This is a genomic window from Corynebacterium sp. ED61 (assembly GCF_015233855.1).
GTDB lineage: Bacteria > Actinomycetota > Actinomycetes > Mycobacteriales > Mycobacteriaceae > Corynebacterium > Corynebacterium dentalis.
The window spans coordinates 202,032-227,749 of sequence record NZ_JADGIT010000001.1 but is presented as its reverse complement, the minus strand read 5'-3'; the positions used below and the strand labels follow the sequence as shown (position 1 = coordinate 227,749).

General features: G+C 54.3%; 22 protein-coding genes and 2 tRNA genes. 15 read left to right on the top strand and 9 right to left on the bottom strand.

Annotated features, from left to right (window positions below; genetic code table 11):
- Positions 1-19 precede the first annotated feature (19 nt).
- The 4 genes from IM764_RS01010 (at position 20) to IM764_RS00995 (ending at position 4,721) form a co-directional block, all read left to right on the top strand.
- Positions 20-655 carry an MBL fold metallo-hydrolase gene (locus tag IM764_RS01010; RefSeq protein ID WP_099299075.1) on the top strand — a complete coding sequence of 212 codons (636 nt, stop codon included), beginning with the start codon at positions 20-22 and terminating at the stop codon, positions 653-655.
- Positions 656-1,201: 546 nt separating this feature from the next.
- Positions 1,202-3,679, top strand: coding sequence for a cation-translocating P-type ATPase (locus tag IM764_RS01005; RefSeq protein WP_228073190.1), 2,478 nt, complete (start codon positions 1,202-1,204; stop codon positions 3,677-3,679).
- Positions 3,679-3,993, top strand: a complete 315-nt coding sequence (locus IM764_RS01000) for a metal-sensitive transcriptional regulator (protein WP_194186578.1) — start codon at positions 3,679-3,681, stop codon at positions 3,991-3,993. The genes IM764_RS01005 and IM764_RS01000 overlap by 1 nt, the downstream gene beginning before the upstream one ends.
- Positions 3,994-4,202: 209 nt before the next feature.
- On the top strand, positions 4,203-4,721 hold the full coding sequence (locus IM764_RS00995; RefSeq protein WP_194186577.1) for a DUF6764 family protein: 519 nt from the start codon (positions 4,203-4,205) through the stop codon (positions 4,719-4,721).
- A 172-nt stretch (positions 4,722-4,893) separates the two neighbouring features.
- Here the strand turns inward: IM764_RS00995 and IM764_RS00990 are convergent, their stop codons facing one another.
- From IM764_RS00990 to IM764_RS00980, 3 genes are read right to left on the bottom strand one after another with little or no spacing between them, the layout of a single operon-like run.
- Positions 4,894-6,270: an APC family permease gene (locus tag IM764_RS00990; protein WP_194186576.1), complete on the bottom strand. Its 1,377-nt coding sequence runs from the start codon at positions 6,268-6,270 to the stop codon at positions 4,894-4,896.
- 57 nt (positions 6,271-6,327) lie between these two features.
- On the bottom strand, positions 6,328-7,092 hold the full coding sequence (locus tag IM764_RS00985) for an anti-sigma factor (RefSeq protein WP_194186575.1): 765 nt from the start codon (positions 7,090-7,092) through the stop codon (positions 6,328-6,330).
- Positions 7,089-7,649, bottom strand: coding sequence for a sigma-70 family RNA polymerase sigma factor (locus IM764_RS00980; protein WP_194186574.1), 561 nt, complete (start codon positions 7,647-7,649; stop codon positions 7,089-7,091). The genes IM764_RS00985 and IM764_RS00980 overlap by 4 nt, the downstream gene beginning before the upstream one ends.
- Before the next feature lie 220 nt (positions 7,650-7,869).
- Here IM764_RS00980 and IM764_RS00975 point away from each other — a divergent pair, with 220 nt between their 5' ends.
- The gene (locus tag IM764_RS00975; protein ID WP_194186573.1) at positions 7,870-8,559 is read left to right on the top strand and encodes a fasciclin domain-containing protein; all 690 of its coding nucleotides are present in this window, start codon (positions 7,870-7,872) and stop codon (positions 8,557-8,559) included.
- 169 nt (positions 8,560-8,728) lie between these two features.
- Here IM764_RS00975 and IM764_RS00970 read toward each other — a convergent pair.
- A tRNA-Asn gene (locus tag IM764_RS00970) sits at positions 8,729-8,801 on the bottom strand.
- Positions 8,802-9,006: 205 nt separating this feature from the next.
- Here IM764_RS00970 and IM764_RS00965 point away from each other — a divergent pair.
- The 10 genes from IM764_RS00965 (at position 9,007) to IM764_RS00920 (ending at position 20,473) form a co-directional block, all read left to right on the top strand.
- Positions 9,007-9,080 (top strand) — tRNA-Ile (locus IM764_RS00965).
- 179 nt (positions 9,081-9,259) lie between these two features.
- Positions 9,260-10,579 carry a glycosyltransferase family 4 protein gene (locus IM764_RS00960; protein WP_194186572.1) on the top strand — a complete coding sequence of 440 codons (1,320 nt, stop codon included), beginning with the start codon at positions 9,260-9,262 and terminating at the stop codon, positions 10,577-10,579.
- A gap of 4 nt (positions 10,580-10,583) precedes the next feature.
- Complete coding sequence (locus tag IM764_RS00955) at positions 10,584-11,213, top strand: hypothetical protein (RefSeq protein WP_194186571.1); 630 nt, start codon at positions 10,584-10,586, stop codon at positions 11,211-11,213.
- Positions 11,214-13,331 carry a glycosyltransferase gene (locus tag IM764_RS00950; protein ID WP_194186570.1) on the top strand — a complete coding sequence of 706 codons (2,118 nt, stop codon included), beginning with the start codon at positions 11,214-11,216 and terminating at the stop codon, positions 13,329-13,331.
- Between the two features lie 51 nt (positions 13,332-13,382).
- Complete coding sequence (locus IM764_RS00945; protein WP_194186569.1) at positions 13,383-14,336, top strand: ABC transporter permease; 954 nt, start codon at positions 13,383-13,385, stop codon at positions 14,334-14,336.
- 4 nt (positions 14,337-14,340) lie between these two features.
- Positions 14,341-15,210 (top strand): ABC transporter ATP-binding protein, encoded by an 870-nt coding sequence (locus tag IM764_RS00940; protein WP_194186711.1) that lies wholly within the window; start codon positions 14,341-14,343, stop codon positions 15,208-15,210.
- Positions 15,207-16,352, top strand: a complete 1,146-nt coding sequence (locus tag IM764_RS00935) for a hypothetical protein (protein ID WP_194186568.1) — start codon at positions 15,207-15,209, stop codon at positions 16,350-16,352. Before IM764_RS00940 ends, IM764_RS00935 begins: the two co-directional genes overlap by 4 nt.
- Positions 16,353-16,600: 248 nt before the next feature.
- Positions 16,601-17,437: an ATP-grasp fold amidoligase family protein gene (locus tag IM764_RS00930; protein ID WP_194186567.1), complete on the top strand. Its 837-nt coding sequence runs from the start codon at positions 16,601-16,603 to the stop codon at positions 17,435-17,437.
- A 98-nt stretch (positions 17,438-17,535) separates the two neighbouring features.
- Positions 17,536-19,512: a hypothetical protein gene (locus tag IM764_RS00925; RefSeq protein WP_194186566.1), complete on the top strand. Its 1,977-nt coding sequence runs from the start codon at positions 17,536-17,538 to the stop codon at positions 19,510-19,512.
- A 1-nt stretch (position 19,513) separates the two neighbouring features.
- A complete protein-coding gene (locus IM764_RS00920; protein WP_194186565.1) occupies positions 19,514-20,473 on the top strand; it encodes a glycosyltransferase in 960 nt (319 codons plus the stop codon).
- Between the two features lie 74 nt (positions 20,474-20,547).
- Here IM764_RS00920 and wecC read toward each other — a convergent pair whose 3' ends face one another.
- From wecC to IM764_RS10300, 5 genes are all read right to left on the bottom strand, one after another.
- A complete protein-coding gene (gene wecC, locus IM764_RS00915; protein ID WP_194186564.1) occupies positions 20,548-21,804 on the bottom strand; it encodes a UDP-N-acetyl-D-mannosamine dehydrogenase in 1,257 nt (418 codons plus the stop codon).
- 78 nt (positions 21,805-21,882) lie between these two features.
- On the bottom strand, positions 21,883-23,046 hold the full coding sequence (wecB, locus tag IM764_RS00910; protein ID WP_194186710.1) for a non-hydrolyzing UDP-N-acetylglucosamine 2-epimerase: 1,164 nt from the start codon (positions 23,044-23,046) through the stop codon (positions 21,883-21,885).
- A 133-nt stretch (positions 23,047-23,179) separates the two neighbouring features.
- The gene (locus IM764_RS00905) at positions 23,180-24,040 is read right to left on the bottom strand and encodes a serine hydrolase (RefSeq protein ID WP_194186563.1); all 861 of its coding nucleotides are present in this window, start codon (positions 24,038-24,040) and stop codon (positions 23,180-23,182) included.
- A 436-nt stretch (positions 24,041-24,476) separates the two neighbouring features.
- On the bottom strand, positions 24,477-25,196 hold the full coding sequence (locus IM764_RS00900) for an SDR family NAD(P)-dependent oxidoreductase (protein ID WP_370551509.1): 720 nt from the start codon (positions 25,194-25,196) through the stop codon (positions 24,477-24,479).
- A 34-nt stretch (positions 25,197-25,230) separates the two neighbouring features.
- Positions 25,231-25,617, bottom strand: coding sequence for an acyl carrier protein (locus tag IM764_RS10300; protein ID WP_228073188.1), 387 nt, complete (start codon positions 25,615-25,617; stop codon positions 25,231-25,233).
- Between the last annotated feature and the right edge of the window lie 101 nt (positions 25,618-25,718).

Here is a 25,718-nt window from a genome sequence, read left to right as displayed (position 1 = left end):
CATGGAAAACATGAAGACAATGTCCGAGACGGGCCTGCGGATCGACCGCGTGGTCACCAGCGGCGTGTTCGCGCTGGACGGTGGCGAATGGGACGTGGACAACAACATCTGGGTGGTGGGCAATGACGACGAATGCGTGATCATCGACGCTGCCCACGACGCCGCGCCGATCATCGACGCGGTGGGCAACCGCAACGTGCTGGGCGTGCTGTGCTCGCATGCGCACAATGACCACATCACGGTGGCGCCGGAGCTGGCGAAGGAATTGGACACGCACATCTTCGTGCACCCCGGCGACATGATGTTGTGGAACGAAACGCACCCCAACGTGGAGCCGTTCCACCTCAAGGACGGCGAAGATTTCCATATTGCGGGCACTGACCTGCAGATTATGAACACGCCGGGGCATTCGCCGGGCTCGTGCGCGTTCTACTTGCCGGAGGCGAAGGTGCTGTTCTCCGGCGATACGTTGTTCGCGGGCGGGCCGGGTGCGACAGGGCGGAGTTTCAGCGACTTCGACACGATCATCGACTCGATCCGCACCAGCCTGCTGACGCTGCCGGGCGAGACTGAGGTGTACACCGGTCACGGCGATGCGACGTCCATCGGTGCTGAGGCGCCGCACTTGGAGGAGTGGATCCGGCGCGGAGAGTAGGGGTTCTGCTGGGTTCGCTGGTGTTGGGGGCCGGTTCGTAAGCTGGGGGGGACGAGCGGTTCGTGAGCTTCATACTTCTGGCGCGCTCTTTGGGGCTCGTGTGGTTTTTGAGGTTCGCGTGGGGCCGAGCTTCATACTCCTGTACCAATTCTTGATGGGGCGCGCCACATGCGTCACATTGTCCTGGGGAAACGTGAGGGCCGTTTAGAGTTTTGGTACAGAACTATGGTGGCCTTCAGTCTGCTGGCCGGTGAGTGGCTGGCTGGCGGAGTGGCTGGGTGGCGGAGTGAATGGAGTGAGTTTCAGGCTTTCCTACTATTTCTTGCCGGTGCCGTTCACATGCGTCACATTGTCCTGGGAAAACAGGTGGAGCGTTTTCAAGGAATAGTAGGAAAACATGGTCAGTCATTTTTGGCCGCCCGGCAGAGTCTCGCGAGAGCACTGCGTGGGTTACCCGGGTCTCGCGAGAATCCCGCAAGGCCTGCGGGAGTCACCTAGGCTGGCCACCCCTAGATATTTATACCCCCTAGGGGTATAGTTGAGGTCATGGCAACCTTAGATCTGGACATCACGGGCATGACGTGCGCCTCATGTGCCAACCGCATCGAGCGCAAGCTCAACAAAATGGACGGCGTCACCGCGTCCGTGAACTATGCGACGGAAAAGGCGCACATCGACGCCGAGCAGAGCGACGATAGCCACGGCTCGCTGGAACCGCAGCCCTTCATCGACGTGGTGGAGAAGCTGGGCTACCAGGCGTTTTGGAACGATCCGCTGCAGCGCCACGGGACTAGCGGAAGCAATGCGGGTAGCGCTGACTCGGTGGACAGCGCAGGCGCCGCGGGTAAGTCAGGTAGCACCGAGTCGGCGGTCGCCGCGTCCTCTTCTTCCAGCTCGACGCCAACCTCCTCCCACACCAGCAGCTCACAATCGCCTGCGGGTCAGCCGTCCAGCCAGACCGCCAGCCCGCAGCCGTCCAGCCAGCAGCCCGGTAACACCACCACTCAACAGCACAACCAGCCCTCCCGCCAGGAGCTGGCCCAGCAGCAGGAGCTGACATCGTTGCGCCAGCGCCTCATCGGCGCCGCTATCCTCGCGATCCCGGTGATCCTGCTGGCGATGATTCCGCCGCTGCAGTTCACCAACTGGCAGTGGCTTTCGCTGACCCTTGCGGCACCGGTGATCCTGTGGGCCGGTTGGCCGTTCCACAAGGCCACGTGGACCAACCTCAAGCACGGCAGCACCACTATGGACACGCTCATCACGGTGGGCACTATGGCGGCGTTCGCGTGGTCGTTGGTGGCGCTGTTCTTCGGCAGCGCCGGTGAGCCGGGCATGACGCACAGCTGGTCGCTCTTCCCGGAGCACTCTCATCCGCTGGGCCAGATCTACCTGGAGGTCGCTGCGGGCGTGATCTTGTTTGTGCTGGCCGGGCGCTACTTTGAGAAGCGTTCGAAGAAGCGCGCGGGCGAGGCCCTGCGGGCGCTGACCAGCATGGGCGCGAAGCAGGTCACCGTGCTCACCGAGGACAGTACCGAGCAGCGGATTGATGTGGATCAGCTGCAAGAGGGGCAGGTTTTCGTCGTCCGACCGGGCGAGAAGATCGCTACGGACGGCGAGGTTGTTGAGGGCAACTCGGCGGTGGACGAATCGATGCTCACTGGCGAGTCCGTGCCCGTGGAGGTCAGCCCCGGCGATGAGGTGACCGGTGCGACGGTGAACTCCTCCGGCCGCCTGGTGGTGCGCGCCACCCGGGTGGGGCAGGACACGCAGCTGGCGCAGATGGCTCGGTTGGTGGAGGACGCGCAGTCCGGCAAGGCTGAAGTGCAGCGCCTGGCGGATCGCATCTCCGGGGTGTTTGTGCCGGTGGTCATTGGTCTGGCGATCTTGACCGTGGTGGCTTGGTTGGTGGCCACGGGCGATGTGTCCTTGGCGTTCAGCAGTGCGGTTGCGGTGCTGATCATCGCGTGCCCGTGCGCCCTTGGTTTGGCGACGCCAACAGCGCTCCTCGTGGGCACCGGCCGCGGAGCCCAGCTGGGTATCTTGATTCACGGCCCCGAGGTGCTGGAATCTGCTCGTGGTGTGGACACCGTGGTGCTGGATAAGACCGGCACGGTAACCGAGGGCAAGATGAGCGTCTCTGCTATTCGCGTAGCTGGCGAAGGTGCGGTTGCAGCGGATAAGCAGGCCGAGCTGTTGCGCGTGGCCGCGGCAGTGGAGCACAACTCCGAGCACCCCATTGGCCAGGCGGTAGTGGCCGCCGCGCAGGATTCCGAGCACAAGGAGGCACGGAACTTCTCTGGCGCGAAGGTTAGCGATTTCGAGAACATCGCTGGCCGGGGAGTGCAAGCGCGTGTCGATGGTCAGTTGGTGCAGGTGGGCCGCGGCTTTGTGGAGTCCGAGCGGGTTGAAGAGCTACTGGATGGAGACGCCATGGGCACGCGCGTGCCGGTGATCATTGAGGGTGACTTGGCTGGAGTGCTGGTGGTCTCGGACTCGTTGAAGCCATCCAGTGTGCAGGCGATCGCGCAGCTGAAGGACATGGGCCTGGAACCCGTGCTGCTGACCGGAGATTCCGAGCAGGTGGCAAAGGTTGTGGGCGCGGAGGTTGGCGTCGAAAAAATAATCGCCGGAGTGATGCCGGAAGATAAGGTCACCACGGTCAAGCGGCTGCAACAGGAAGGCCGCGTGGTGGCGATGGTGGGCGACGGTGTCAACGACGCCGCAGCGCTGGCGCAATCCGACCTGGGCATGGCGATGGGAACCGGCACGGATGCGGCAATTCAGGCCGCGGATATCACGTTGATGCGCAGCGATGTGGCGGCTGTAGTGGATGCGATCCGGTTGTCCCGCAAGACTCTGGGTACCATCAAGGGCAACCTGTTCTGGGCGTTTGCGTATAACGTGGCGGCGATTCCGCTGGCGGCGTTCGGACTGCTCAACCCGATGTTGGCGGGTGCTGCGATGGCACTGTCCAGCGTGTTTGTGGTGAGCAATAGCCTTCGATTGAAGGGATTTAAGTGATGAGTGACGCGCACGCCGAAGATTGCAGCTGCTCCCACCACGGTTACCTCTCCGATAAGCAGCGTTACCTCGCGCGCTTGAAGCGGATCGAGGGGCAGGTGCGGGGGCTGCACCGGATGGTGGAGGAGGAGCAGTACTGCATCGATATCCTCACGCAGGTTTCGGCGTTGCAGTCCGCGCTCAAGGGCGTGAGCTTGGCGTTGTTGGATGATCACATGCAGCACTGCGTGTTGAACGCGGCGCAGGCCGGGGGAGAAGAGGCTGAGGTGAAGCTGGCGGAGGCGTCTGCGGCTATCGCTCGGCTGGTGAAGTAGGGGTTTTAGGCGGGAGCGTTCGGCAGGCAGGTTGGGGTTGAAGGTCTTGGTAGGGGATCCTCCCCTCAACGGGGGTGCCAGCGATCTACGCCCCAACCTTCCAGTGGCTTGCTCCGAACTAACCGTGAAGCCGGAAGATGTCCTTGCCGGCGCTCATTACACCCAAGTGGAGGGCCCAGCAGCTTTTCACTCTGAAAGGATTGACCTCAATGTCTAAAGTTCTTCGTTCTTCCCGAATCGCCGCAGGGCTCTTCGCTCTTTCTGCCGCTTCCCTGCTTGGAATGGGGACCGCCAGTGCTGCTCCTGCACTTTCACCCATCCCACAACCCAGCGTGAATGGCGTAGATATTGCTGGAGCGTTACCACAGCAGATCGCTGCCAACGGTGAGGCCAGCGCGCAGGCGACTAACGCTATTGCGCTGGCTGTTACCGCCAACGGCGGTACCGCCGTTGCCGACGCTAAGAACTTCTCCGGACCAGCAGCTATCGCCGTTGGCGACAACGCTCATTCTGAGGCATGGGGAGTCAAGCCCGGCCTAGCTATCGCTATTGCCGGACCTAACTCTACTGTCCGAGTTACTGGTGACACCCCAACAGAGTGCGAAGGCACTTGGGGTTTCGCAGGTGACTTCCAAACATTGACCGGATGCGTGTTGTACCCAGCTGGGCAGAACGCAGTACACGTTCCGCTAGATGCACGTCCACTGGTGGCTAGCCTCCCTCGCTAATAGCAGTGAAAAGCGAGAGTAGATTTGATGCAAGCTGCTCCGGCAAGCGAATTCCGTGAGCCGAGCAACATTCACAATCTGTGCTCCGTGAATACCCGCCTCGAATTCTTATTCGAGGCGGGTATTCACGTCTTTGGCGGCAATTTTCCCGCTCGAAGTGAGACTGCACTCACTAGGTCCGAAAAATTTTTCTAACGCCGTAGACTGCCAGCCCCACCAGCGTTACTACCAGGCCCGCCACCAGCGACTGCCACGGCACGCTCACGGCCAGCGCGAGACAGCCGATCAGGCCCACGATGGGTACCAGCAGGAATGGCCGCTGTTGCTCCTTGGTGAGCGTCATCGCGCTGATATTGGCGATGGAGTAGTACAGCAGAACGCCGAAGCTGGAGAAGCCAATCACCGTCACCAGGTCTGTGAACAGCACGGCCGCGATAACCACCATGGCCACGGTCAGCTCCATGGTGCGGGGGACGTGTCGCTTGGGATCGACCGCAGCCAGCTGGTGAGGCAGGTGACCATCCCGAGCCATTGCCAGGCCGGTTCGTGAAACCCCCAGGATCATCGTCAGAAGACTACCTGTGGCCGCGACCACCGCCGTGATGCTCACCAGCGTCATGAGCCAGTGCACATCGGTGGCAAAGGCTAGCTCGCGCAGAGGTTGATCGGATTTCGCCAGTCCGCTCATTCCGAGCATCCGGTTCAGCATGAACGCCACCGCACCGTAAACCAGCAATGTGATGCCCAAGGCGATAGGGATCGCTCTCGGGATGGTCCGCACCGGATTCTTCACCTCCTCACCCAGTGTGGCGATGCGTGCGTATCCCGCGAAGGCGAAAAATAGCAATCCGGCAGCTTGCAGCACGCCGTATATGCCGGGATCTTGGGGGACGGTGTTACCGGAAACGCCACGGGCTCCAGCAGGGCTCAAATTCGCCGCTGCGGCCTCGTTCAGGGGAACGTACATGGTCCATCCGTCGCTGTATTGGCCCTTCGTGAACCACGCAACGGCCAACACTACGACCAGCGAGACCAGAACAAACGCCACGATCAAGCGAGTGGCCAGCGCGGACTTCTGGATTCCCCACAGGTTCAGTGCGGTGATGGCTACTACCACCAGCGCGGCAACGAGCCCTGTGTAGTTTCCGTGAGTGAAGGGGAAGAAGATGGGGATGAGGTAGTGGGCCACCGCCAGCGCCATGGCCGCGCAGGATGCGGTTTTGCCCGTGATGAATGACCATCCCGCGAGGTAGCCCCACAGCCGGCCGAGTTGCCTGGTTCCGTAGACGTAGGTGCCGCCGCTGGCTGGGTAGACGGCGGCGAGGCGTGCGGTTGATGTGGCGTTGCAATATGCGACGCAAGCAGCCAGCCCCAATGCCACGAACAGCAAACTGCCCGCCGCAGCTGCTGCGGGTGCAAAGGCAACGAACACACCAGCGCCGATCATTGATCCCAGACCGATGACAACAGCATCAAAGGTGCCGAGACGACGAGCTAACGCGGGCTGTGCGGAGGATGGCTGCGCTTCATCGCTGTGGGAGGATTCCATGCGAGGTGACGTTACCGTGTGTAACTTGACCCCGCCGAACTTCTTATCGGGGTGTGTTTACTCCTGTGCCAGCGAGAAGCTGGCCACCTGGTTATCCGATGGGGTTGCGGAACCGCCTGAGGGTTCCACGGAGATCATGAGCCTGTCCGCTTGCTGTAATCCGTCCACTGTGGCTTCCATATGCGGTTTGATGTCACTGCGTTCCATCACTCCTGCAGATGTGGAACTGTTTTCCCCTACCAGCCACATTTGGTATGCGCTACCTGGTTCTGGGGCGGGTATATTCTCTAACCGCACAATGCCGCTATCCGTGTCGGTTGCTCGTTCGAGAGAGATTTCGCCGCCTGCCACATTGACTTCGGTGATGGTGGATTCGGTTTGAGCCTTGTCCTTGGAAGGCCAGAGATTTGTTTGCCATGCGAATGCACCCGCAATCAGGAGGACCGAGGCGGCAGCCACTCCGAATAATGCTGTGACAACCGATGCCGAAGGCCGGTTGTGCGCCGCGCCTGCCACAGGCTTGGCTTTGCTTCGGGCTCTGAGCGGTGTCACTGATACCGGTTGGGATTGTTCGTGGTCATCCAACTGGGAGAAAATAGCGGTTTTCAGTTCCGCTGGTGCAGGTTCGGCCACATTCTGCGCCAGATCGCCGGCCGTTTTCTCATGCTGGGCAACCAAGACATCGAAGTCTGGGTGGGTGTTGCGTAGACGATGAACGATGGCAAGATCTTCTGGATCTACGGCATGCAGCGCAGTGAGTGCGGCCCACGTGTTGAGGTCAGCGTCATTGTCCGCAGATGGGTTTGGTCGGCTGTTGCTCACGCTGACATGCACCTCCTGAGGGCCAGCATTCCATCACGAATGCGCGTTTTCACCGCGGAGAGCCCAGCACCCGTGCGCTGGGCGATCTCCTTTTGAGTAAGTCCAGAATAATAGGCGAGGAATAAGCTTTCGCGTTGTAGTTCTGTCAAAGCATCAAGGCATAGGGATACCTCGGTGTTTTCCTCTTGACGTTCTACACCTTCCGTGACGGGTGGGGCAACCGTTGCGGCTTCTTTATTTCCGAATGTTTCCTGCCGGCGCCGGGACGCCTCATGGTTCCTCACGGCATCAACGGCCCTGCCGTGGGCGATTCGGGCGATCCATGACTTTACCGATCCACGATTGTGATCAAAGTGGGAAGCTTTTTGCCAGATTTCCAGCCAGACGTCCTGTGCAGTCTCTTGGGCAATCTCTCGGTTCATGGTGACTTTGAGGATGATGCCAAAGACGAGTGAGGAGAACGTGTCATAAAGCTCAGAGAATGCGTCTCTTTTGCCGAGTGAAGTCTCCGCAATGAGCTCTTCTGGCGGCCTGAGGGGTTGCGCGGTGCGGTCCATTGATGTCCTAGATGATGCTGCGTGGCGGGTTAATGCCCTTGCCATACGTTAGCAAAGGGTGCCGTGAGAACCGGTAAAAGACCAGATCGAGGGGATTTATGGATTGCTGAAAAAATTTTTCCACCTCGACCCAACCTTTGTCCCTTTGGCAACGAAACATGTAATGACGGCGGCAACGGGCTGCTGTAGGAACTTCAAAGAAGGATAGGGAGTAATTCTCATGAAGCGTGAACGCAACCGTGTTGGTTTGAAAGCAGCAAGCCTTGCTGGAGCAACAATCCTGTCACTGAGTTTGGTCGCATGTTCTTCAGATGACGCAGAAGAAACGATGTCCTCTGCCTCGGAAACCATGACGTCCATGTCCGAGAGTGCTACCTCTGAAACTGCGACTTCTGAGGAAGCTGCAAACGACGAGGCTCCTTTCGGACCGGGTTGCCAGGCGTACGCGGAGGCGCATCCGGATGGCCCGGCATCGTTGGATGAACTGAAGAAGCAGAACATTGCGGAAGCTGTCGCCAACATTCCGGAGTTGAAGACCCTGACTGCAGCTCTGACCGGTGGCCTCAACCCTGAGGTTGAATTGACCGATACGCTCCGAGATGGCGAGTGGACGGTTTTCGCTCCTACCGAGGAGGCTTTCGGGAAGCTGGACGCGGCGACCGTGGAGAAGTTAAAGCAGGATCCGGAGCTGCTGAAGAGCATCTTGACCTACCACGTGGTTGATGGCCAGGCTGCACCTTCTAAGGCAGTGGGCACCCACACCACTGTGAACGGTGCTGAGCTCACGGTTACCAAGGAGGGGGAAGACGTGCGCGTCAATGAAGCAGGCGTGCTCTGTGGTGGCATCCAGTTGGAAAACGCCGTGGTGTACATGGTGGATTCCGTGCTTATGCCTCCAATGGATAAATAACAGCAGGGGAAATCCCCCTAGAATCCCCCGGGAGTCCTCACAGTAACCGTGAGGAGGTTCTCGGGGGATTTTCCGCGGTTGGGGGAAGGCTTAACAGGAGTGAGGGCTGAAGCGGACCTAGCGAAAAGGCAAAACCGCCACCCGATGCCGGCTGGCGGTTTTTGTGTTGCTCCCCCAACTGGGCTCGAACCAGTGACCCTTCGATTAACAGTCGAATGCTCTGCCAACTGAGCTATGGGGGAAAGCGCTGGGAAAGAGTCTCACAGGGAGGTTCTCTTTGCAACGAGACCATACTTTATATGCCACGCAACGATAGGTACAAATCGGCAGGTGGGAGGGCTTAGAGGGGGAAGTAGCGAGGCGGGTTTCGGCCAGCGACGTCGGGATGGATATACTTCTCGCAGGCCAATCGCGCGCCACTTTGTAAGAGAGCGTGTGCGGTTGCCGGGGGCTATAGCTCAGTCGGTTAGAGCCGCGGACTCATAATCCGCTGGTCGCGGGTTCGAGCCCCGCTGGCCCCACAAATTAGCTTTCTATTCTAGGAATAGATGTTTTTCGCAGATGCTTGTAAAGTGGGAATTTATTAAATTCCCACGAGAGGCGTTCATTATCCCCCAAATGGATAGGGGGATTTTCTAGTTGCTCAGTAAATTTCACTCCTCTCGCTTAAACTGTCTTAACTGGCATAGACAGGAGGAGCATGAGGATTCTCGTTTTGTCGCAGTATTGGTACCCGGAAAACGGTGTGCCGCAGCGACGATGGGCATGGCTTACTGAGGTTCTGACCTCCGCCGGTCATCAGGTTGAGGTGATCGCCCCTTCTCCTCACTACAAGCAAGCTTTGTCTCTCCGAAGCTGGATTTCGGATACCTTCCGCCGTGCGAACCGGTTGGAGGAAGGCCCGCACGGTGAGTTCATCAATCGCGTGAGTTACTTGCCTTTTGGCACGTCAATCACCGGCCGGTCGATTAATCAGGGATTTGTTGGAGTTGCCACTCTGCTCATGGCGATTGGAAAGTTCCGCCTGAGGGGAGAACCCCGCCCAGATGTCATCATTGGCACAGTGCCGGCTTTGCCTACGTCATGGATCACCATGCTTACCTCCAAGGCGATTGGCGTTCCGTATGTCATCGACATTCGCGATGTGTGGCCCGAGCTGCTGAAAGAAAACAGGCGATGGAATCGCGCAGTTGGGTCCCGATCGATGCGGGAAAAGATTCTCTCTAAAGGGCCTTTGCAGATAGTGATCTGGCTGGTGGAGCGTCTAATTCGTCGCTCTCTGAAGAAGTCCGCAGCGATTATTACCACGTCCGAACGCCATGCGAAACATCTTCATGGAGAAGTAGGAATTCATCACCCAATTGTCACTATTCACAACGTGTTTCCTCCCAAGTCTAAGGCGGAGGAGCGAAAGCCACGATGTCTAGAGGAAAGGTCACTTCGGGTGGTTTACGCAGGCACTGTAGGCCTTGCACAGAACTTGAACAATGTCGTTAACGCATATCAATTGGCTATTGCGTCGGGGACGAGGATCGAGCTAAAGATCATTGGTGCAGGTGCAGCGTTTACTGCTCTCCGTGACCGAGTGAGGGAGGAAGGAATAGATATCGAAGTGATTGACCAACTCCCCAGCCATGAGCTCGGTGACTATTACCAATGGGCAGATACAGCATTGGTACATCTCACGGATTGGTCATCATTTGATATGGCCGTGCCGTCAAAGATTTTCGAGTTGGTTTCCAACGGTATTCATATCACGGCGGCTGTAGAGGGTGAAGCTGCTGAACTCATCCATAACCTAAATGCTGGGCAAATCGTTTCACCTGAAGAACCACAGGAACTGGCGCAATTTTGGGGTGAGCTGCAAGCTGATTTGAGTAAATGCGAAGTCTCTGACGAAGGAAGAAAGTGGGTGGATTTAGAAAGGACCGTTCGAGCTCCGGAAATTCTTCTTAAGCTCCTTGCGCCTTTTGATCCCAATGCGTTGAATCAATCTATTGGGCACAGGAAGCGAGCTTAAAACAATGGATAATGAGCACAAACCCAAGCTTGTTGAAATGATTGGAGCAAGACCGCTTCTTGTTGGGGCCAGTGAAATGTCAGAGACAATGATCCCAAGCGGTATTAGAGACTACATTTGGTGTGATAGTGAGGACTATCCGTCTTTGGCCAAAGGTGACGGTTCATGTCCTTTAGTGGTGTCTTGGCGATCATCCACTCAGTTAGCCCAACTGATTTCCCTTTCTGAGTACAAGGGCGCATGGGTGATTGCGGACTCCATGGAGAAAGTGGCGGATGTGTCTGCGCTTGACAATGAAATCCGATTGAGCGCAGTGGACTCTCTCGAGAAAATCCCGTTCTTGTATTTGAAAAAAGACTCTGAAGCCGAAGAAATACCGAGCCGGGTGGTCTTGGACGCAGTGGTCGCCACAGCGAGCGTAGAAAAGCGCCGACGGTTGAGCAGGCAGGGAGTTGTCGACGAGATCACTAAGAACATTGCCACCGAAAACTCTTCCGCAGCCAACCAGCGAGTAACGGATTCGCAACTTCGCCGACGTATTAAGTCGCTGCTCAACGGCAGAGAGAAACAACTTGCCGCGAGGCTACCTCGGCCGCTATTCCGGGTGGCACTCAAAGTATGGAAGGCGTTGTAGATGAATCAGTCTCTTCAGAAAGATCGTCTGTACGCCCCTGGGATCTCGGTAATTATTCCCACATTCCAAGGGCTCGATCGTCTGCCTTCACTCCTCGAATCGGTGGAGGCGCAGTCCCTTTCAACTGAGAATTTCGAAATAGTCTTTGTCATTAACGGGCCCGATGACAAGACCGGCGACTACCTTATACAGATCCGCAAGGAACGCCCAGAGCTCGTTCTTCGGATCGTCCGATCGCTCAAAAGCGGAGCGAGCGTGGCCCGGAATATCGGGCTGGCTACGGCAACCCGGGAATTTGTGACATTCGTGGACGATGATGACTTCATCGAGCCAGACTTTCTCAAAGATCTATTGGAAGCATCTAGTCTGCGACACATTGCACTGGCGCCAATGTGTGATCGTCTCGAGACCTCCGGTGAACTCCAGAACAGCACGCTGTCTCAGCGCATTCAGGCAAGGGCAAAAAAAGAGTTTGCTATCGATGCTGAGCCGTGGACGTTGGGTTTCAATGCTTGTAAGTCGCTACCCACCGTGATTGCTAACCAATTGCGATACGACGAGTCGTTGACCTCTGGTGAAGATGTTGCATATTTCGCAGGCCTGCTGACGTACCCCGGCCTCACGGTGCGTGCGCTGAAGGATTCAGGCAGTAACCGATATATTCGGACAATCCGGGAACAGTCTGTCTCTCGTAAGAGCGAATCATTCCAATTCGACGTGTCGGATAGGTTGGCGTGTATCGCCAGTATTCAAAGGCATTTAACTAGTGGCAAAGCAGAGGCAGCTCAACGAAGTCTGTGTGCCTCTCAATTTGGATTTGTGCAGCGCTACTGGGATACACACTCCGAAGAGCACGAGGCTATCCGGGATGCTATCGCTGCAGCCCATGTGAAATGGGTGCCGTGGGAGCAACTGAACAAGGGGAAAGCTAGACAACTCGTATTTTCCTATTGCTTCCCACCGTATGCCGACACCTCGGCCATGGTCGCTGCAAAACTCGTGTTGCAACAAGCGGAGTACGTGGACGTGATTTCCGCGGATATGTCCCGAGTGCGCAACGTGGACAGCTCATTGCTAGAACTAGCTAGCCGATGGATCGATAACCGCATTGAGATTCAAACACCGGCCTCTTTCGCCAATTGGAGCTTGATCCTAGAGTTCGCAGAAAACGCTGCTAAACAGGCGGAGAAATTGACCAGGGCTAGAGCCAAGCCCTACGACTCGTTGTATTCACGTGTCATGTGGCCAGCATCGCATCTCGCGGCTTACCTGTATAAGCAGGAGCATCCGGATGTTCCATGGACTGCGGAGTTTTCGGATCCCATGCGGTTGGATGCCAATGCAAAAGAGCGCGACTGTCCGTTGACCTCGGATGCATTGACCTGCAAGCTTTCAGCCGCTGCGGATGCAGAGAATCCGCATATGGACGTGGACAACGGATTCGATCTTATTGAGGCTCTTACCCTTATCCATGCCGATGAGGTCGTATTCACCAATGCGAACCAACGAGACGTGGTTCTGAGCGCGTACGGCAACGATTTTGCAGAGCAGGTTCGAACCAAGAGCGTGATTCGTCCGCAGCCGGTACCTACGGCAGACATGTATTCCGTAAACCCTCCAGCCGTCAGGTTGCCTAGTGAGACGGTCAATATTGGATACTTCGGCAATTTCTATCCCAACCGCGGTCTTGGAGAGGTCTTCGAAACTCTCGAGCAACTTGGATTGACCAACAGCAGGTCAATTCACTTCTACATCTTCACATCCAGTGTGGAACAGGTTCAGGCGTTGGTTCCAGAGCCGTTGCGGGAGATGGTCACCGTGTCGGCGGGCTTACCGTATTTGTCGTTTCTGGCCACATCTGCTGCGTTTGATGTTCTCTTCGTTGGCGACGCAGTGACGGAAGGAACGTTCATCAATAACCCCTTTTTGCCTTCGAAATATGCGGATTATCGGGGGAGTGGTGCCCGAATATGGGCTCATGTCGAACCAGGATCGCCACTGTCTATGGAGGATGTGGATTTGAAATCCACGATTGGCAATGCGGGTGAGATTCGAGAGATTGTCGAGGGCCTGCTCACCCATGTCAGCAGCGGGTTGGGACAAGGAACAAACGAATGAGAATCCTAGGTTTCTGCTTAGCGGGGCAGTCGGCGGGTATCCTCGCTCTACATGGAAAAGGAGTCGATCATCGGAGGTCATAGTTTTCCAGGCTCTGGCTCCACAGAAGTCGAAAGCGGAGTCGCAGTGGAATCGAAGGTTCCGGAGGAGTCTCGAGATCTGATTCTTGTTGAAGCCGCTGGATTGAAAAAACTCGGTGCACAGCCAGGTCTGCTGAAGTACTTGGCGGAATTGATTGGCCGCCGAGATTTTATCCTGGCCGATGCCCGGTCCAAGGCGTTTAGGACAACAAGAAACTATCGCTTTTGGAAGTTCTGGATCATTGCCGGTCCACTGCTTGATGCCCTGATGTACGGAGCCTTGTTTGGTCTCTTGCTGAAAACGTCGCGAGGTGTAGACAATTTCGTAGGCTTCGTGATCCTGGGCATCACCTTCTTCAGTGTGATGGTTAAGATGCTTTCTGCGGGGTCGGGACTGTTAGAGGCCAATAAGAACGTGATGAAGGCGTTCTCGTTCCCTCGTGCATCTATCGTGCTGTCGCAAATTCTGCGCTATGTCTATGACACCATTCCCGCAATCATCGTGGCTGTCATCGCTGCCATTGTTTTCCAATGGGACAAAGGACTGAGTTGGACAATCCTACTGACGGTGCCCATCTTCATCCTCATGTGTTTATTTGGTGGTGGACTCATGTTCATCGCTGCTCGCGCTACATTCTTCCTCGCCGACATCCGCGCCATCATCGATATCTTCTCTAGAGCATGGATGTTTGGCTCGGGAATTTTCTACGACATTTCGCGATTTGCAGAGAACCCAACTGTGTACAGCATCATGACGTTTAACCCCGCTTACCAGTTCATTCACGCAGCGCGCGAAGTGGTAATGAACCATTCCACGCTGACGATGCACGAATGGTTGGTCCTATCTGCGTGGGGATTCGGCACCTTTTGCGCAGGACTCATCTTCTTCTGGGGAGCGGAGGCGCGCTATGCACGAAGCAAGTAAGCCTATGAAGTCAGGCGGTGTCGTCTCGGATCCTACTGTGGTGGTGGAATCCGTCACCAAGCGCTATACAGTCAGAGATACCAAGGCAGACACCTCAAAGCCGTCGTTGTTTGGCAAAAGTTCGACAATGCAGGTCGAATCAGTCAAGAACGTTTCGCTGGTGGCGATTGCCGGGGAATCGATCGGCCTTATAGGTAAGAATGGTTCAGGTAAATCGTCTCTTTTGAAGTTGATTGCAGGGGGAGAATCTCCGACTGAAGGGCGTCTACTTGTTCGATCTCGGCCTACGTTGTTGGGTGTCTCGCCGGCTCTGCAGGTGTATTTGACTGGCGAGCAAAATATTTATCTTGGTTGTTTGGCTATTGGAATGTCCAAGGCCGAAGCCCAAGAGGCAGTACCGAAGATCGCAGAGTGGGCGGAAATAGGCGACGCTATCAAGCGGCCGATGAACACATATTCGGCAGGCCAGGGCGCCAGGCTCATCTTTGCGATTTCCACGGCAATCGATCCAGAGATCCTCTTGATCGATGAGGCCCTATCCACGGGTGACGCTAGCTTTGCGAAGAAGGCAGAACGAAGGATGAAGGAACTTCTTGACGGTGCTGGAAACCTCTTCCTCGTCTCGCACAGTACGGGACAAATCGAGAAGAATTGCGAGCGTGCCATCTGGCTTGATGAAGGATCTGTGATTGCGGATGGCAAAGCAGAGGACGTCTGTAGCCTTTATTCGAAGTGGTCCTCCTATAGTGCCGACAATTCCAAGAAAGATTCTGACGTGATGCTCGCTGAGATCGCATCTGACTACCGAGCTCCAAGAATCCAGGTCGGTAGCTTCCAAATTGGGGAGAAGAATTCAGAAGGGCTGTTCACATGAGGGAAGTTTCGTTTGAAAATCTGCTCCGCACCGAGCATGAGATCCGACTAGATGTACTGATTGGAACACAAAAGGAATCGCTATGGTTTGAGTTTTCTGAGCCAGCGCCACTATCCAACTCAAATCTAGCCCACGCTCTAGCTGCGATCGTGGGTACACATTTTGATCACATCAGATTTGATTTTCCGATTGCTAGCCAAGATCAAGAGCATATTGAACTGTGGACCAAGTCACGGGTGCACACCGTTGGGCATCTACAGGATCGACAGTCGCAGCAGCTAGAAGACTCTGCGGTGCTGAACTTCAGTGGAGGATTCGATTCATTATCTGCACTAGCCTTGCTACCTGAAGATACCGAACTGGTGTCCCTGGATTTTGGAGGAAGATTTTCTCGAGAGCGTGAATTCTTCCGACTCTTTGATCCAAAAATCGTCTCGACTAATCTCGCGCAAACAAGCTTGAGGCGCTTTTCTTGGTCTTTTATGGGAATTGGCCCGTTGTTGTACCGGGATTCAGTGAAGTCCCGTTACTTCGCGTTCGGATCGATCTATGAAGCTTCCGGTTTCAAGCTCAATGAGCCTACGAAGAAAAACTTCACATTTCCCGCGTTCAGCGGCGTTGGCTACGAGTCAGCAATGCCAGTTGCAGGCATCAGCGAGATTGGAACTGCACAAATCATACTGAATGAGAGCCCAGAAATTGTAGAACACTCTCTTCGTTCGTTAGCTAGTCCTGGAGAAGAGAAATACTTTAGAAAGATCGCGATTGTCCAAACGGTGGCGGACCGTTTAGGAATTGATGTGACTGTACCGCCGATGGACTTCGAACAAAAGGTGCATTACGAATTCGGTGAAAGTTTTGCTGTGGATGTTACAGCACTCTACCTCCTATCTGAAGGTAGAGGGTATCTTGCGGATAAGTTAGTGAAAGAAATTCCAGGGGTATTAAAGCGAGAAGCGTTGAACACGGATATGACATTTTTGCAGAGGGTAAATCCGCATCACTACAGTTCCTATCCTTCCGTTCTGTCAGGAGGGTTAATTGAAGGAATGCAGAGGGCTGGACTGAGATGGTATAAAGAGAATGACTTTGAAAATTTGAAAAAGTTCAAATATCTGACTAGAGATTATTACGCTTACTAACAGACGCAGGTTACACGGCTGTATCGAGTGTGTAAGCAGATGATGTAAGAGATTGCTCTTCTTTACGTAGCACTAGTCTCGAGTGGCAGGTGTTGCGATGTAAAGAGGGCCGAACGGGCAGTATGCCGCGCAGCCAAGTAGTTCCTTGCTTGCCACAACAGAGGGTCTGGGGATCCTAAGTTCAAAACCGATTGAACTTTGCTATGCCTTAAGCGGGGCGAGATTAAAATATGAAGTATCATCGCATTATGGATTACTTCCAAAGGATGAAGAGAAGGCTTGAAGGGCAAGAAGATGGCGTACCTGGTTACTTAGGAGAAAAGTACCGAGGTCGAAAATTCGCAGAAGGTATCGGCGTGAAGGTACCTGACCTATACTTCCGGGGCCCGTCGAGTCGGCTTACTTCTATAACATTCCCTCGCCGTTTCGTAATCAAACCCGAGTATGCGTCAACTTCAATCGGAGTGTTTCTACTTGAAAAAATAGAACCAGGGTTATATAAGGACTTAATTTCCGATGAGACGTGGTCGATTCAGAGGCTAGGACAATATTATTCGGATATGTCGAAGCAGAAATATGATGACTCGGAGCGCGGTTTAGTCCTAGTTGAGGAGCTATTAGAGAATTCTGACGGGACGTTTCCTCCTCCGGATGTAAGAGCCTACATGTTTCAGGGAGAATGTGGGTTCTATTTGGTGGAAGATCATATTGCCGGACAAGCCGCCGCCAGCTACTACAATGGCGATTTCACTCCCATGGCCGACGTTAAAAGCCGGTTTGGGGTACATGAGAAGGCTTCGCATCTTGAAAAAATAGTGACTAGGCCCGTTCCTGATAACGCGGACATGCTTGAGGCAGTTGCGAAGCGGGTTTCTGTTGCCGTACCAAGTAGCTTCTGTCGAGTGGATATGTATGACTCCAGTAGAGGTGTCATGCTAGGTGAGATCACCTTTTACCCGGGTACTTTTTACTATGGCAATCGGAAGATTATGTACGGAGAGGAAGCGCAGAGACTTGGTGAGCTTTGGCGCAGAGCCGAACAACGGCTAGCCGGCTCAGTGAAAGGTAAGCCATTTCCTCAGTGAAGCCCAGCGCCAGAACACCATAGGTAGTAAGATCGCTCAGAGGAATTAATTATCAGTTATTTGCGTTACCACTCCTCTAAATTGTCAAGATGGGTACAATGTTGAATCGTAAAAAAATGCTTCTTAAAGGCTCCGCCGCCCTAGATAAGATGAGGTCTTTGGGGGAGCGGAGTCGCCAGCTGGTAGTAGGTACTGATGAAGACTACCTGCCGGGTGACAGAATCTCAGAGTTTCAATTAGAGGCTGAAGTTACACCTGGTCAGATGGTCAGCGTCTTAGTTGAAACCGCCTCCGACAAGAATGATGCCAAAATTGCCTTAATAGCGTTCAAGTTTCTTGATTCGGCGGGGGAGGAGGTTCCACCAATAGAATGGGGGGCTATTAGTAGGACGGTGGGTCCTTATAAGTACATTGAGCCTTGTCTTAAAGAGGGAAGGGCGATTACACAATTAGATATACAAGCGCCGGATCGGGCAACACAAGTTGCTATCAGGGGTCATAAATGGAAGCCGACCGCCGAGACCTGGGTTCTACGTCATGAGCTAGTGGTTGGAGAAGAGAGCTCTAGTGCTATTGCAGTTGTTGGGCAATTTAGAGATGCTTTGACCAGTGCCAATTTGAACCAAGTTATCTCTTTAGGTGCGAATGCAGACATGATTGAACTGCAGGTGCAGTATATCCCTAACAGCGAAACTTCCGAAGCGCCGATTAGATGCTCCTTCCGAGGCCATGATGGGCAGTCTCTCTTGCCTATGGGCGATTTGCCCATTCATCCCGTTCATGGATCGATTTTGACGCTACCCGGCGGAAGTAAAAAGCCAACAGACCGGAAGTGGAGAATCTCAGTCCCTGACGGCGCTGTTTCGCTTCACCTAGAGGGTATAGATTGGGGGGTGAAGACCGCGAATTTGTGTGGTGAAGTTCAAAATGTTGGCGCAACGATATCGGTTGACGCGGTCGCTGATTTTCTTGCACAAGCACGTGTGTCAAATGCACCAGTTATTCTGATTGATACCACGGCGCCGCCAATAGGGCATGAGACGTTGGCTTTGAGACCTAATAACTTGAGTCTCGCTTACGCTCGACTTGGCTATTTTGTTATATTTGTTCCTTTTTCTACGCTTCAAGAGTTCAGCGCTCAACCCTATGATCGCATCTTCCAAATTAATCGAAAAGATTTTGGAAAACTGGTCCAGCTAATACAAGATTTCCGTGAGGGGCAAGGTTGTCACTATATTTGTAGTTCTTTCCCCGGGATACACGCAGTAACGGGATGCGAAATACTTAGAGAAAAAGGTTGGACTGTCACGTATGAAGCTCGTGACGATATGGAAGAATTTAATCGCGTCGGATATTCGAAGTGGTATAAACCTTCTTTGGAACGATTGATGATTAAGCAATCTGATGTGGTTGTTTCGGTGAGTATAGGGCTAGATGAAAAACTTCGGACATTAGTTCCATCAATTAAAAATAATTACATCGTGCCAAACGGGGTAAATCCTAGAGTGATTGAAGATGGTCGTGCCCTACGCCGGCCTAACATCTTGGATATTCGCAAGGCGTCAACGGTGGTCGGCTACGTTGGGCATCTGACGCCTTCGTGGTTTGACTGGGAGCTGCTTGTTGAGGCCGCGAAGCGAACTCCCGAACTTCAGTACGAAATTGTTGGTCATGGAGAGCCCGACGGGTTGGCGCTACCTGCTAATGTTCGACTGCTTGGCCCTAAGACGCATGAAGAGCTTGTACCTATCGTGCGGGAATGGAAAGTTGGCATTATTCCGTTTAAGAATCTTCCATTAACCCGTTCAGTAGATCCGAATAAGATCTACGAGTATTTCGCCTGGGGTTTGCGGTGCGTTTCCGCGCCGATGGGTATTGTCCATGAGTACCCGTCTACTTGGGTGTACCGAGAATTAAATGGTTTTGTTGAAAGCGTAAGGGATGCCGTAAGCACTCCGTTCACAGAAGCGGAGCTTCAGGGATTGGAGAAATTTCTCCATACCGCTTCATGGGATGATCGTGCTCGAGAGATGGCCGACATTATCGGGCTAAATGAAAAACGGGAGATGGATTAGTATGAAATTGTTGTTATATCCCAACTGCTCAAATGGTGGCGTCACCGCAGTTATTCGCTCTCGTGCTAATGCCGACAAGGAGAATACGTATTTGGTGGTGTTTACCAATGATCGTGGCGGCAGGCATTCATTTGACGATTTAGATAATGTGACTGTTAGAATAGTTCCCGATTTTCGTTTAGGTGCATTTCTAACCTACCTCTTCAATGAGTACGTATTTGATTCCATCAACGTATTCAGTATGCCAAAGATTGTCGAGCAAATGGTTCAGCGCGATGAATTGGCTGTTACATATGAATTCCATTCTTCGAATATGTCCATTGTGGAAAAGGAAATTTCTCAACTTCCTTTGGATCGGGTAGCTTCTTTGGTTGTCCCTTCCCAAGAGATGAAATCCAAGCTTTCCGAAAGGCTTCCGAAGCGTTTGCTTCCTCGCCTCCAAGTGGTTCCTAATTTGGTGGATGAGTTCGTTTTCAATACTAACGGTCGAAGTGATCGTCTTTCTTCGTTGGAAGAAGGTCTTATTCCTTTGGTCTGGATTGGCCGACTTGAGGCGTCCAAGGGTGCACATTTCGTTCCGCGGGTCCTAGCGCAGCTTCCGGAAAATTACGTAGCCATTATGATCGTTAGCCTGGAAAGTGATCCAACGAGGTTCGATCGTTTCTTGGCTGAATGCGACTCCATGGGGGTTGCCCATAGGTGCCATATTCTCATGGATCTTCAGCAGCAAACTGTAGCCGAGTTCTACAGATCCGCTGCTGCACGCGGAGGATGGTTGATATCCACTTCGCTCATGGAGTCATTTGGATATGCGGTGTCAGAAGCGATTTCTTGCGGTCTGCGTGTGGCGGCCTTTGAATTGCCTGTTTGGTCTCGATTCGAAGAAGAACCCAAACTGGTACAGGTCGATGCAGGCAGCGTCGTCCAGATGGCTAGCGCCGTTGCTGGCAAGGTATCGTAACGTGTCTTTTCTCTTTATTTGAGGTCCAGAAAATGTGCGAATGATTTCGATCTTCTGGCCTAGGGTGAAAAAGATTATCGCCAGAGGCCCTTTGTGTCTATGACGTTTTTGTTACGAAGAGCGTCCTGAGAGAGTGATTTGAACTCCTGGTGATCGACAAGCAGCAGGATTGTATCTGCTCGTTCGATTGCTTCTTCGACGGTTGCGAGTTCGATGTTGTCAAAACCTCGGAGTCTTTTCGGCAGCTCGGTGATATTTGGTTCGACTGCAAGGAAGTTAACGCCTTCCATTTCCTCGGCAAGACGAGTTGCAATGTCAAGGGCTGGGGATTCTCTCAAATCGTCAATATCAGCCTTAAAGGCCAATCCCAGGATTGCAAGTTGCTGATCTTCCTGCTCGGTGATCGCCTGCTTGGCTTGCTCGATGACCCAGTCTGGCTTTCCGTCATTGACCAGACGAGCGGTGTGGATCAACTTTGAGTTTTCTGGGTCTGCTGCGACGATGAACCAAGGGTCTACTGCGATGCAGTGTCCTCCAACGCCAGGTCCTGGCTGAAGAATATTTACGCGTGGGTGGTGATTGGCCAGCTCGATTAGCTCCCACACGTTGATCCCAAGGTTGTCTGCAATTAGTGACAGCTCATTGGCGAATGCGATATTGACATCGCGGAATGAGTTTTCAGTTAACTTCGCCATTTCGGCCGTCACATCATCTGTGGGGAGTAGCTCTCCTACACAAAAACTGGCATAGATCTTGGTAGCTCGTTGCGTGGCCACCTTAGATTGGCCGCCAATGATGCGGTCATTCGTCTTGAGTTCTTCCAGAGCATGGCCTGGAAGGATGCGTTCAGGGCAATGAGCGAAGTAGATGACGGGCTTGTCAGTTTGAACTGCATCATCACGATCGGCAACTAAGTCGGGGCGTAGTTCTAGGATTCGGTCAGCCATCTTCTGGGTGGTTTGTGGCGGAGACGTCGACTCGAGAATAACCAGTTCCCCGCCCTCGAGCTTTGGAGCTAAAGCCTCGGCTGCCGAGTAGATGTACTTCATGTCTACCGAGTAGTCATCGTTGAATGGCGTGGGCACAGCGATGATGTAGCAATCTGCGTGCACCTGTTTGGTCGTCGCGCGAAACCGGCCGGATTCAATAGCGGAAAGCAAGGCTTCTTCCAGCCCAGGCTCGACAATGGTCACTTCTCCGCGGTTGATGCGCTCGACATTCGCCTCGTTAATGTCAACACCCGTGACGTCGAGACCAGCATTAGCCATAACTATGGCAGTAGGCAGCCCGATGTAGCCGAGTCCAATAAAAGCAACTGAGTTGTTGTCCATCTTGATCCTTGTCTTCGTTTGTCTTAGTCAGCGTGTCCTCAAGCGGAACTGACGATTTTCGAGGTTGCTGGGAGAGAGTTAGTAACTGCTTTGAGCAAAAGTGTTGAAGTCCGGGAGGCGTTCACCTACGTTAAAGAGCTCAGAAATTGCGGCTACAGACCGTCGAGCACCCTTTCCGTCCCCGTAGGGGTTCACTGCGTGAGCCATTGCGTCATAAACCGGTTGGTTATCCAGCAAGGTTCGCACTTCTGCGACGATGCGCTTGCGGTTTGTGCCGACCAGCTTGACCGTTCCTGCTGTTACCGCCTCGGGACGTTCAGTGTTCTCACGCATGACCAGGACAGGCTTACCAAGGCTTGGAGCTTCTTCTTGGACTCCGCCTGAATCAGTGAGTACGAGCGTAGATCGGCTCATAAGTTTGGTGAACTGATCGTAAGGAAGCGGATCAGTAATGATTACGTTGCTGAGGTCTTCCACTTTGGGAAGCACAACGTTGCGAACAAGAGGATTCAAGTGCAGCGGCAGCGCGAAGTACACATCTGGGTAGAGCTCTGCAAGCTCGCGGACTGCTGTCCCGATCTCGGTCATGGCGTTGAGGTTTTCGCGCCTGTGAGTGGTTACTAGTACGAGCCTGTCATCCGTTTCAGCCAGCTTGCCTAGCTGCAGGTCCTCAAACTTGGTGTCCCATGACGCAGCTTCCAGCAGGGCATCGATGACGGTATTGCCCGTCACCACGATGTCCTTGGACCGAAAGTTTTCCCGCCGAAGATTCTCTTTCGACTCATTTGTTGGAGCGAGATGAAGTGAGGTTACTTGTCCGATAATCCGGCGATTGGCTTCTTCCGGAAAAGGCGATTGGATATTGCCGGTTCTTAAACCTGCTTCCAAATGAATAATCTTCGACCCGCGGTGAAAACCAGCCAGTGCCGCAGCCATTGCGGTGGAAGTATCTCCCTGAGAAATAATTGCATCTGGCTGTTCTTCGTCAATAATCTGATCCAGTCCCGCGAGTGCTCTCGATACCAATTCATTGAGCTGCTGCCCGGGCTTCATGAGTCCAAGATCGTGATTGGGAGTGATTCCAAACATGGTGTTGACCTGCGCCAACATCTCCTTGTGTTGGCCCGTGGATACCGCGATTGTATCGAAGCGGCTGTCACCTTGCAGCGCTTTAATGACAGGAGCGACCTTAATGGCCTCGGGCCGAGTGCCATAAACGGTCATGATTTTAGGCTTGTTCAACAAAAGCTCCTGAGTCAGTGCGGGTGCGATGAATGCGGGAATCTGAAAAGCGACAACGCTGGGGGTAAAAACTATTTAAATATTAAGAGTTTATTAGTTTTGCCAACTCGTATGTATAACCATTTTACTTCATTTATTCGCTCATCGTCGCCCAGAGAGAATCATTGAATTCCCCCCATCTCCCCTTCGCCCAATCGCCGAAATCCCTATCGGTCAGAACTGCCGCAGCGCGGCCGGTGGGGCGGTGTATCCACAAAAAGGTGCCTGACTGGCCGAAATGGCCAGCGGTATCGTCTGGCATTGTGCTTCCGATCCAATGCGGATCCTTGCCTCCGTGCAGCGAAAAGCCCAACCCCCACGTGCACGGATTGTGACGGCCATAACCTGGAACGATGCCCGCCAGATCCGGGTACTGGGGTGTTAACGCCTCTTTCAGTGTCTGCTCGCTGAGCAACTGCGGCTGCAAGAACTCCTGAGCCAGCACCGTCAAGGCATCCAGTGAAGCGCTGAATCCATGGCCGGCAGACCCCTCCACCGCGATCTCGATGCCCAAAGGCTGGCACAAACCCTCCTGGACATAATCAACAAAGGAGATGTCCGTGGTCTGCTCTAGAGCCTCTGCAAGCACCTCGTAACCCGCCGAAGAATAGATACGCTTGGTACGCGGAGGCTTTTCGGGCTCCCAATCTCTAAAACCAATGCCCGAGGCATGGGAGAGAAGCTCGCGATAGGTGGGGCTGGCGTCGAAAGAAGGAAGAAGAGAGGGCGGAACGCGATCATCAAGGGCAAACGCACCCTCCTCCGCAGCCAACAACACGGCGTAACCGGTGATCAGCTTACTGACACTGGCCAGCGGAAACACGGCGGAAGCGTCGCCAATGATTTCGACGTGGGGGGAGGAGCCGGACTGGGCATCGGGCGTGGTGATAGCGGCGGCCGCGACTGAATCGACAGGCCATTCCTCGGTGGACTTGAGAACTTCAGAAATGCGCATAATAGACGCGAGTGTAATGGTGAACCGAGGGGCACACAGGGGAACCGTGGTGGCGGCATGCACAAGCCCTTGCAGTCGCGGCGTGAACTGCGAGAACAAGGGCTTTCAGTAGGAGTGGCGCAAGCTAGCTCGGCGCAGGCGTGAGCAGCAGCTCGATGAGCTCTTCCTTGATCAGCTTGGAGACCTCGGCCAGGGTCATGGGTCATGGTGCCCTTCGCGGGCTGGGCAGTCAGGGGGCCATAAGGATTTGGCCCCGCCAGGGCCGGGGAAGTCCCGGCCATGGTGATGGCAGAAACGATACTAAGAGACACTAAGGAGTTACTTAAGGCTTTCTTCGTAAATCTAAGTAGACCATGAAATGCGCAGTTTTGGGAGTTGAATTACCTCAACGTGGGCGATGGGAGCTGACCCAGTGCCCCCACACGTTAGAGCTGTACTAGAACTTCACCTTGCGCTTGGTGGTCAGCTTCGCGTTCACAAAGCGTGTCATCGCCACAGGGGAGAAGTGGGACAGCGCAAACATGATCTTGGTCTGCAGTCCCACCGGCGTGTGCACCCGAGCAACCTTAACGCGTGGGCGCTCCACCACGTCAGCCACCTCGGCGGCTACGTCATCCGCAGTCAAACGAATACCCAAACGATCCGTGCCATCCGTGCGCACGTTATCCAACATGCCCGTCTTCACATACAGCGGCCAAATGGATTCCACCGTGATGCCGGATTCCTCCCACTCCAAATTCAACGCCTCGGTAATGCCGCGCACTCCGAACTTCGTCGCGGAATAGGTCGCCATATCCGGCGTGCCATAAATAGCGGAAGCTGAGCACATGTTCACGATCTTCGCGCCCGGCTGCAAGTGCGGAAACGCCGCGCGGCAACCGTAGAGCACGCCCTTGAGGTTCACATCCACCGTCGCGGAATCCTTCTCAAAGGACCCCTCCTTCGTGAACGCCCCTCCGAAAAGAATGCCAGCGTTATTCACCAGCACATCAATCTGGCCCACATTCGCCTCAAAATCCTCGATGCCAGCGTCCCAATCCTCCGGCTTGGTCACATCCATCACGCCGGTGTGATGCGCCTCGTGCGGATGATCCTTGAGGTCGTAAGCCCCAACCTTCCAGCCATCACAGCCACGCGAACCGACAGCGCAGAGAATAGGGAGACTGTCAGCAGCAGGCCCCCAGAAACAGCTACTTAACCCGCTTTTCCACTAGCTTAACCAACTGACCCACATTCCCGATGCCATTAATGGCCTCATCCTCCACCTGGATATTGAACTCCTCCTCCAGGCGCACCGCGATATCCACCAACGTCAAAGAATCCACGCCCAAGTCATCGTTGAGAGAGGACTTCCGGGTGATCTCCTCCCGCTCCACCCCAGTGGCATCCTCCACGATCCCCATCACGCGATTCTCCACAGAATCAGCAGACACGCCATCCCCAGCACCCTTGGAGGAAGTCTTGGTGGAGCTGGAGTGTGGCGTCGAACCAACATCAGAGCCCGCATCAGACCCTCCCAGTGCCGCCGCCAACTTCTGCTTCTGCTGCTCAGAGATGCCTGCCGTGTTTTCTGCCATGTGGAGAACCCTTCCTGATGTGGGCCAAGTGTGAGCGTGGTGAGATGGGCGCACACGCGGCCTCGCGAACGCAAAGCAATCGGATCTAGTCTATTGAACCG

Coding starts and splice junctions, on each gene's coding strand:
- IM764_RS00990 (WP_194186576.1), bottom strand. CDS start 6,270: ATGGAATCCTCCCACAGCGATGAAGCGCAGCCATCCTCCGCACAGCCC.
- IM764_RS00925 (WP_194186566.1), top strand. CDS start 17,536: ATGTTGAATCGTAAAAAAATGCTTCTTAAAGGCTCCGCCGCCCTAGAT.
- IM764_RS00960 (WP_194186572.1), top strand. CDS start 9,260: ATGAGGATTCTCGTTTTGTCGCAGTATTGGTACCCGGAAAACGGTGTG.
- IM764_RS00950 (WP_194186570.1), top strand. CDS start 11,214: ATGAATCAGTCTCTTCAGAAAGATCGTCTGTACGCCCCTGGGATCTCG.
- IM764_RS10300 (WP_228073188.1), bottom strand. CDS start 25,617: ATGGCAGAAAACACGGCAGGCATCTCTGAGCAGCAGAAGCAGAAGTTG.
- IM764_RS00935 (WP_194186568.1), top strand. CDS start 15,207: ATGAGGGAAGTTTCGTTTGAAAATCTGCTCCGCACCGAGCATGAGATC.
- IM764_RS00905 (WP_194186563.1), bottom strand. CDS start 24,040: ATGCGCATTTCTGAAGTTCTCAAGTCCACCGAGGAATGGCCTGTCGAT.
- wecC (WP_194186564.1), bottom strand. CDS start 21,804: ATGGACAACAACTCAGTTGCTTTTATTGGACTCGGCTACATCGGGCTG.
- IM764_RS00930 (WP_194186567.1), top strand. CDS start 16,601: ATGGATTACTTCCAAAGGATGAAGAGAAGGCTTGAAGGGCAAGAAGAT.
- IM764_RS00975 (WP_194186573.1), top strand. CDS start 7,870: ATGAAGCGTGAACGCAACCGTGTTGGTTTGAAAGCAGCAAGCCTTGCT.
- IM764_RS01010 (WP_099299075.1), top strand. CDS start 20: ATGTCCGAGACGGGCCTGCGGATCGACCGCGTGGTCACCAGCGGCGTG.
- IM764_RS01000 (WP_194186578.1), top strand. CDS start 3,679: ATGAGTGACGCGCACGCCGAAGATTGCAGCTGCTCCCACCACGGTTAC.
- IM764_RS00955 (WP_194186571.1), top strand. CDS start 10,584: ATGGATAATGAGCACAAACCCAAGCTTGTTGAAATGATTGGAGCAAGA.
- IM764_RS00920 (WP_194186565.1), top strand. CDS start 19,514: ATGAAATTGTTGTTATATCCCAACTGCTCAAATGGTGGCGTCACCGCA.
- IM764_RS00980 (WP_194186574.1), bottom strand. CDS start 7,649: ATGGACCGCACCGCGCAACCCCTCAGGCCGCCAGAAGAGCTCATTGCG.
- IM764_RS00995 (WP_194186577.1), top strand. CDS start 4,203: ATGTCTAAAGTTCTTCGTTCTTCCCGAATCGCCGCAGGGCTCTTCGCT.
- IM764_RS01005 (WP_228073190.1), top strand. CDS start 1,202: ATGGCAACCTTAGATCTGGACATCACGGGCATGACGTGCGCCTCATGT.
- IM764_RS00940 (WP_194186711.1), top strand. CDS start 14,341: ATGAAGTCAGGCGGTGTCGTCTCGGATCCTACTGTGGTGGTGGAATCC.
- IM764_RS00945 (WP_194186569.1), top strand. CDS start 13,383: ATGGAAAAGGAGTCGATCATCGGAGGTCATAGTTTTCCAGGCTCTGGC.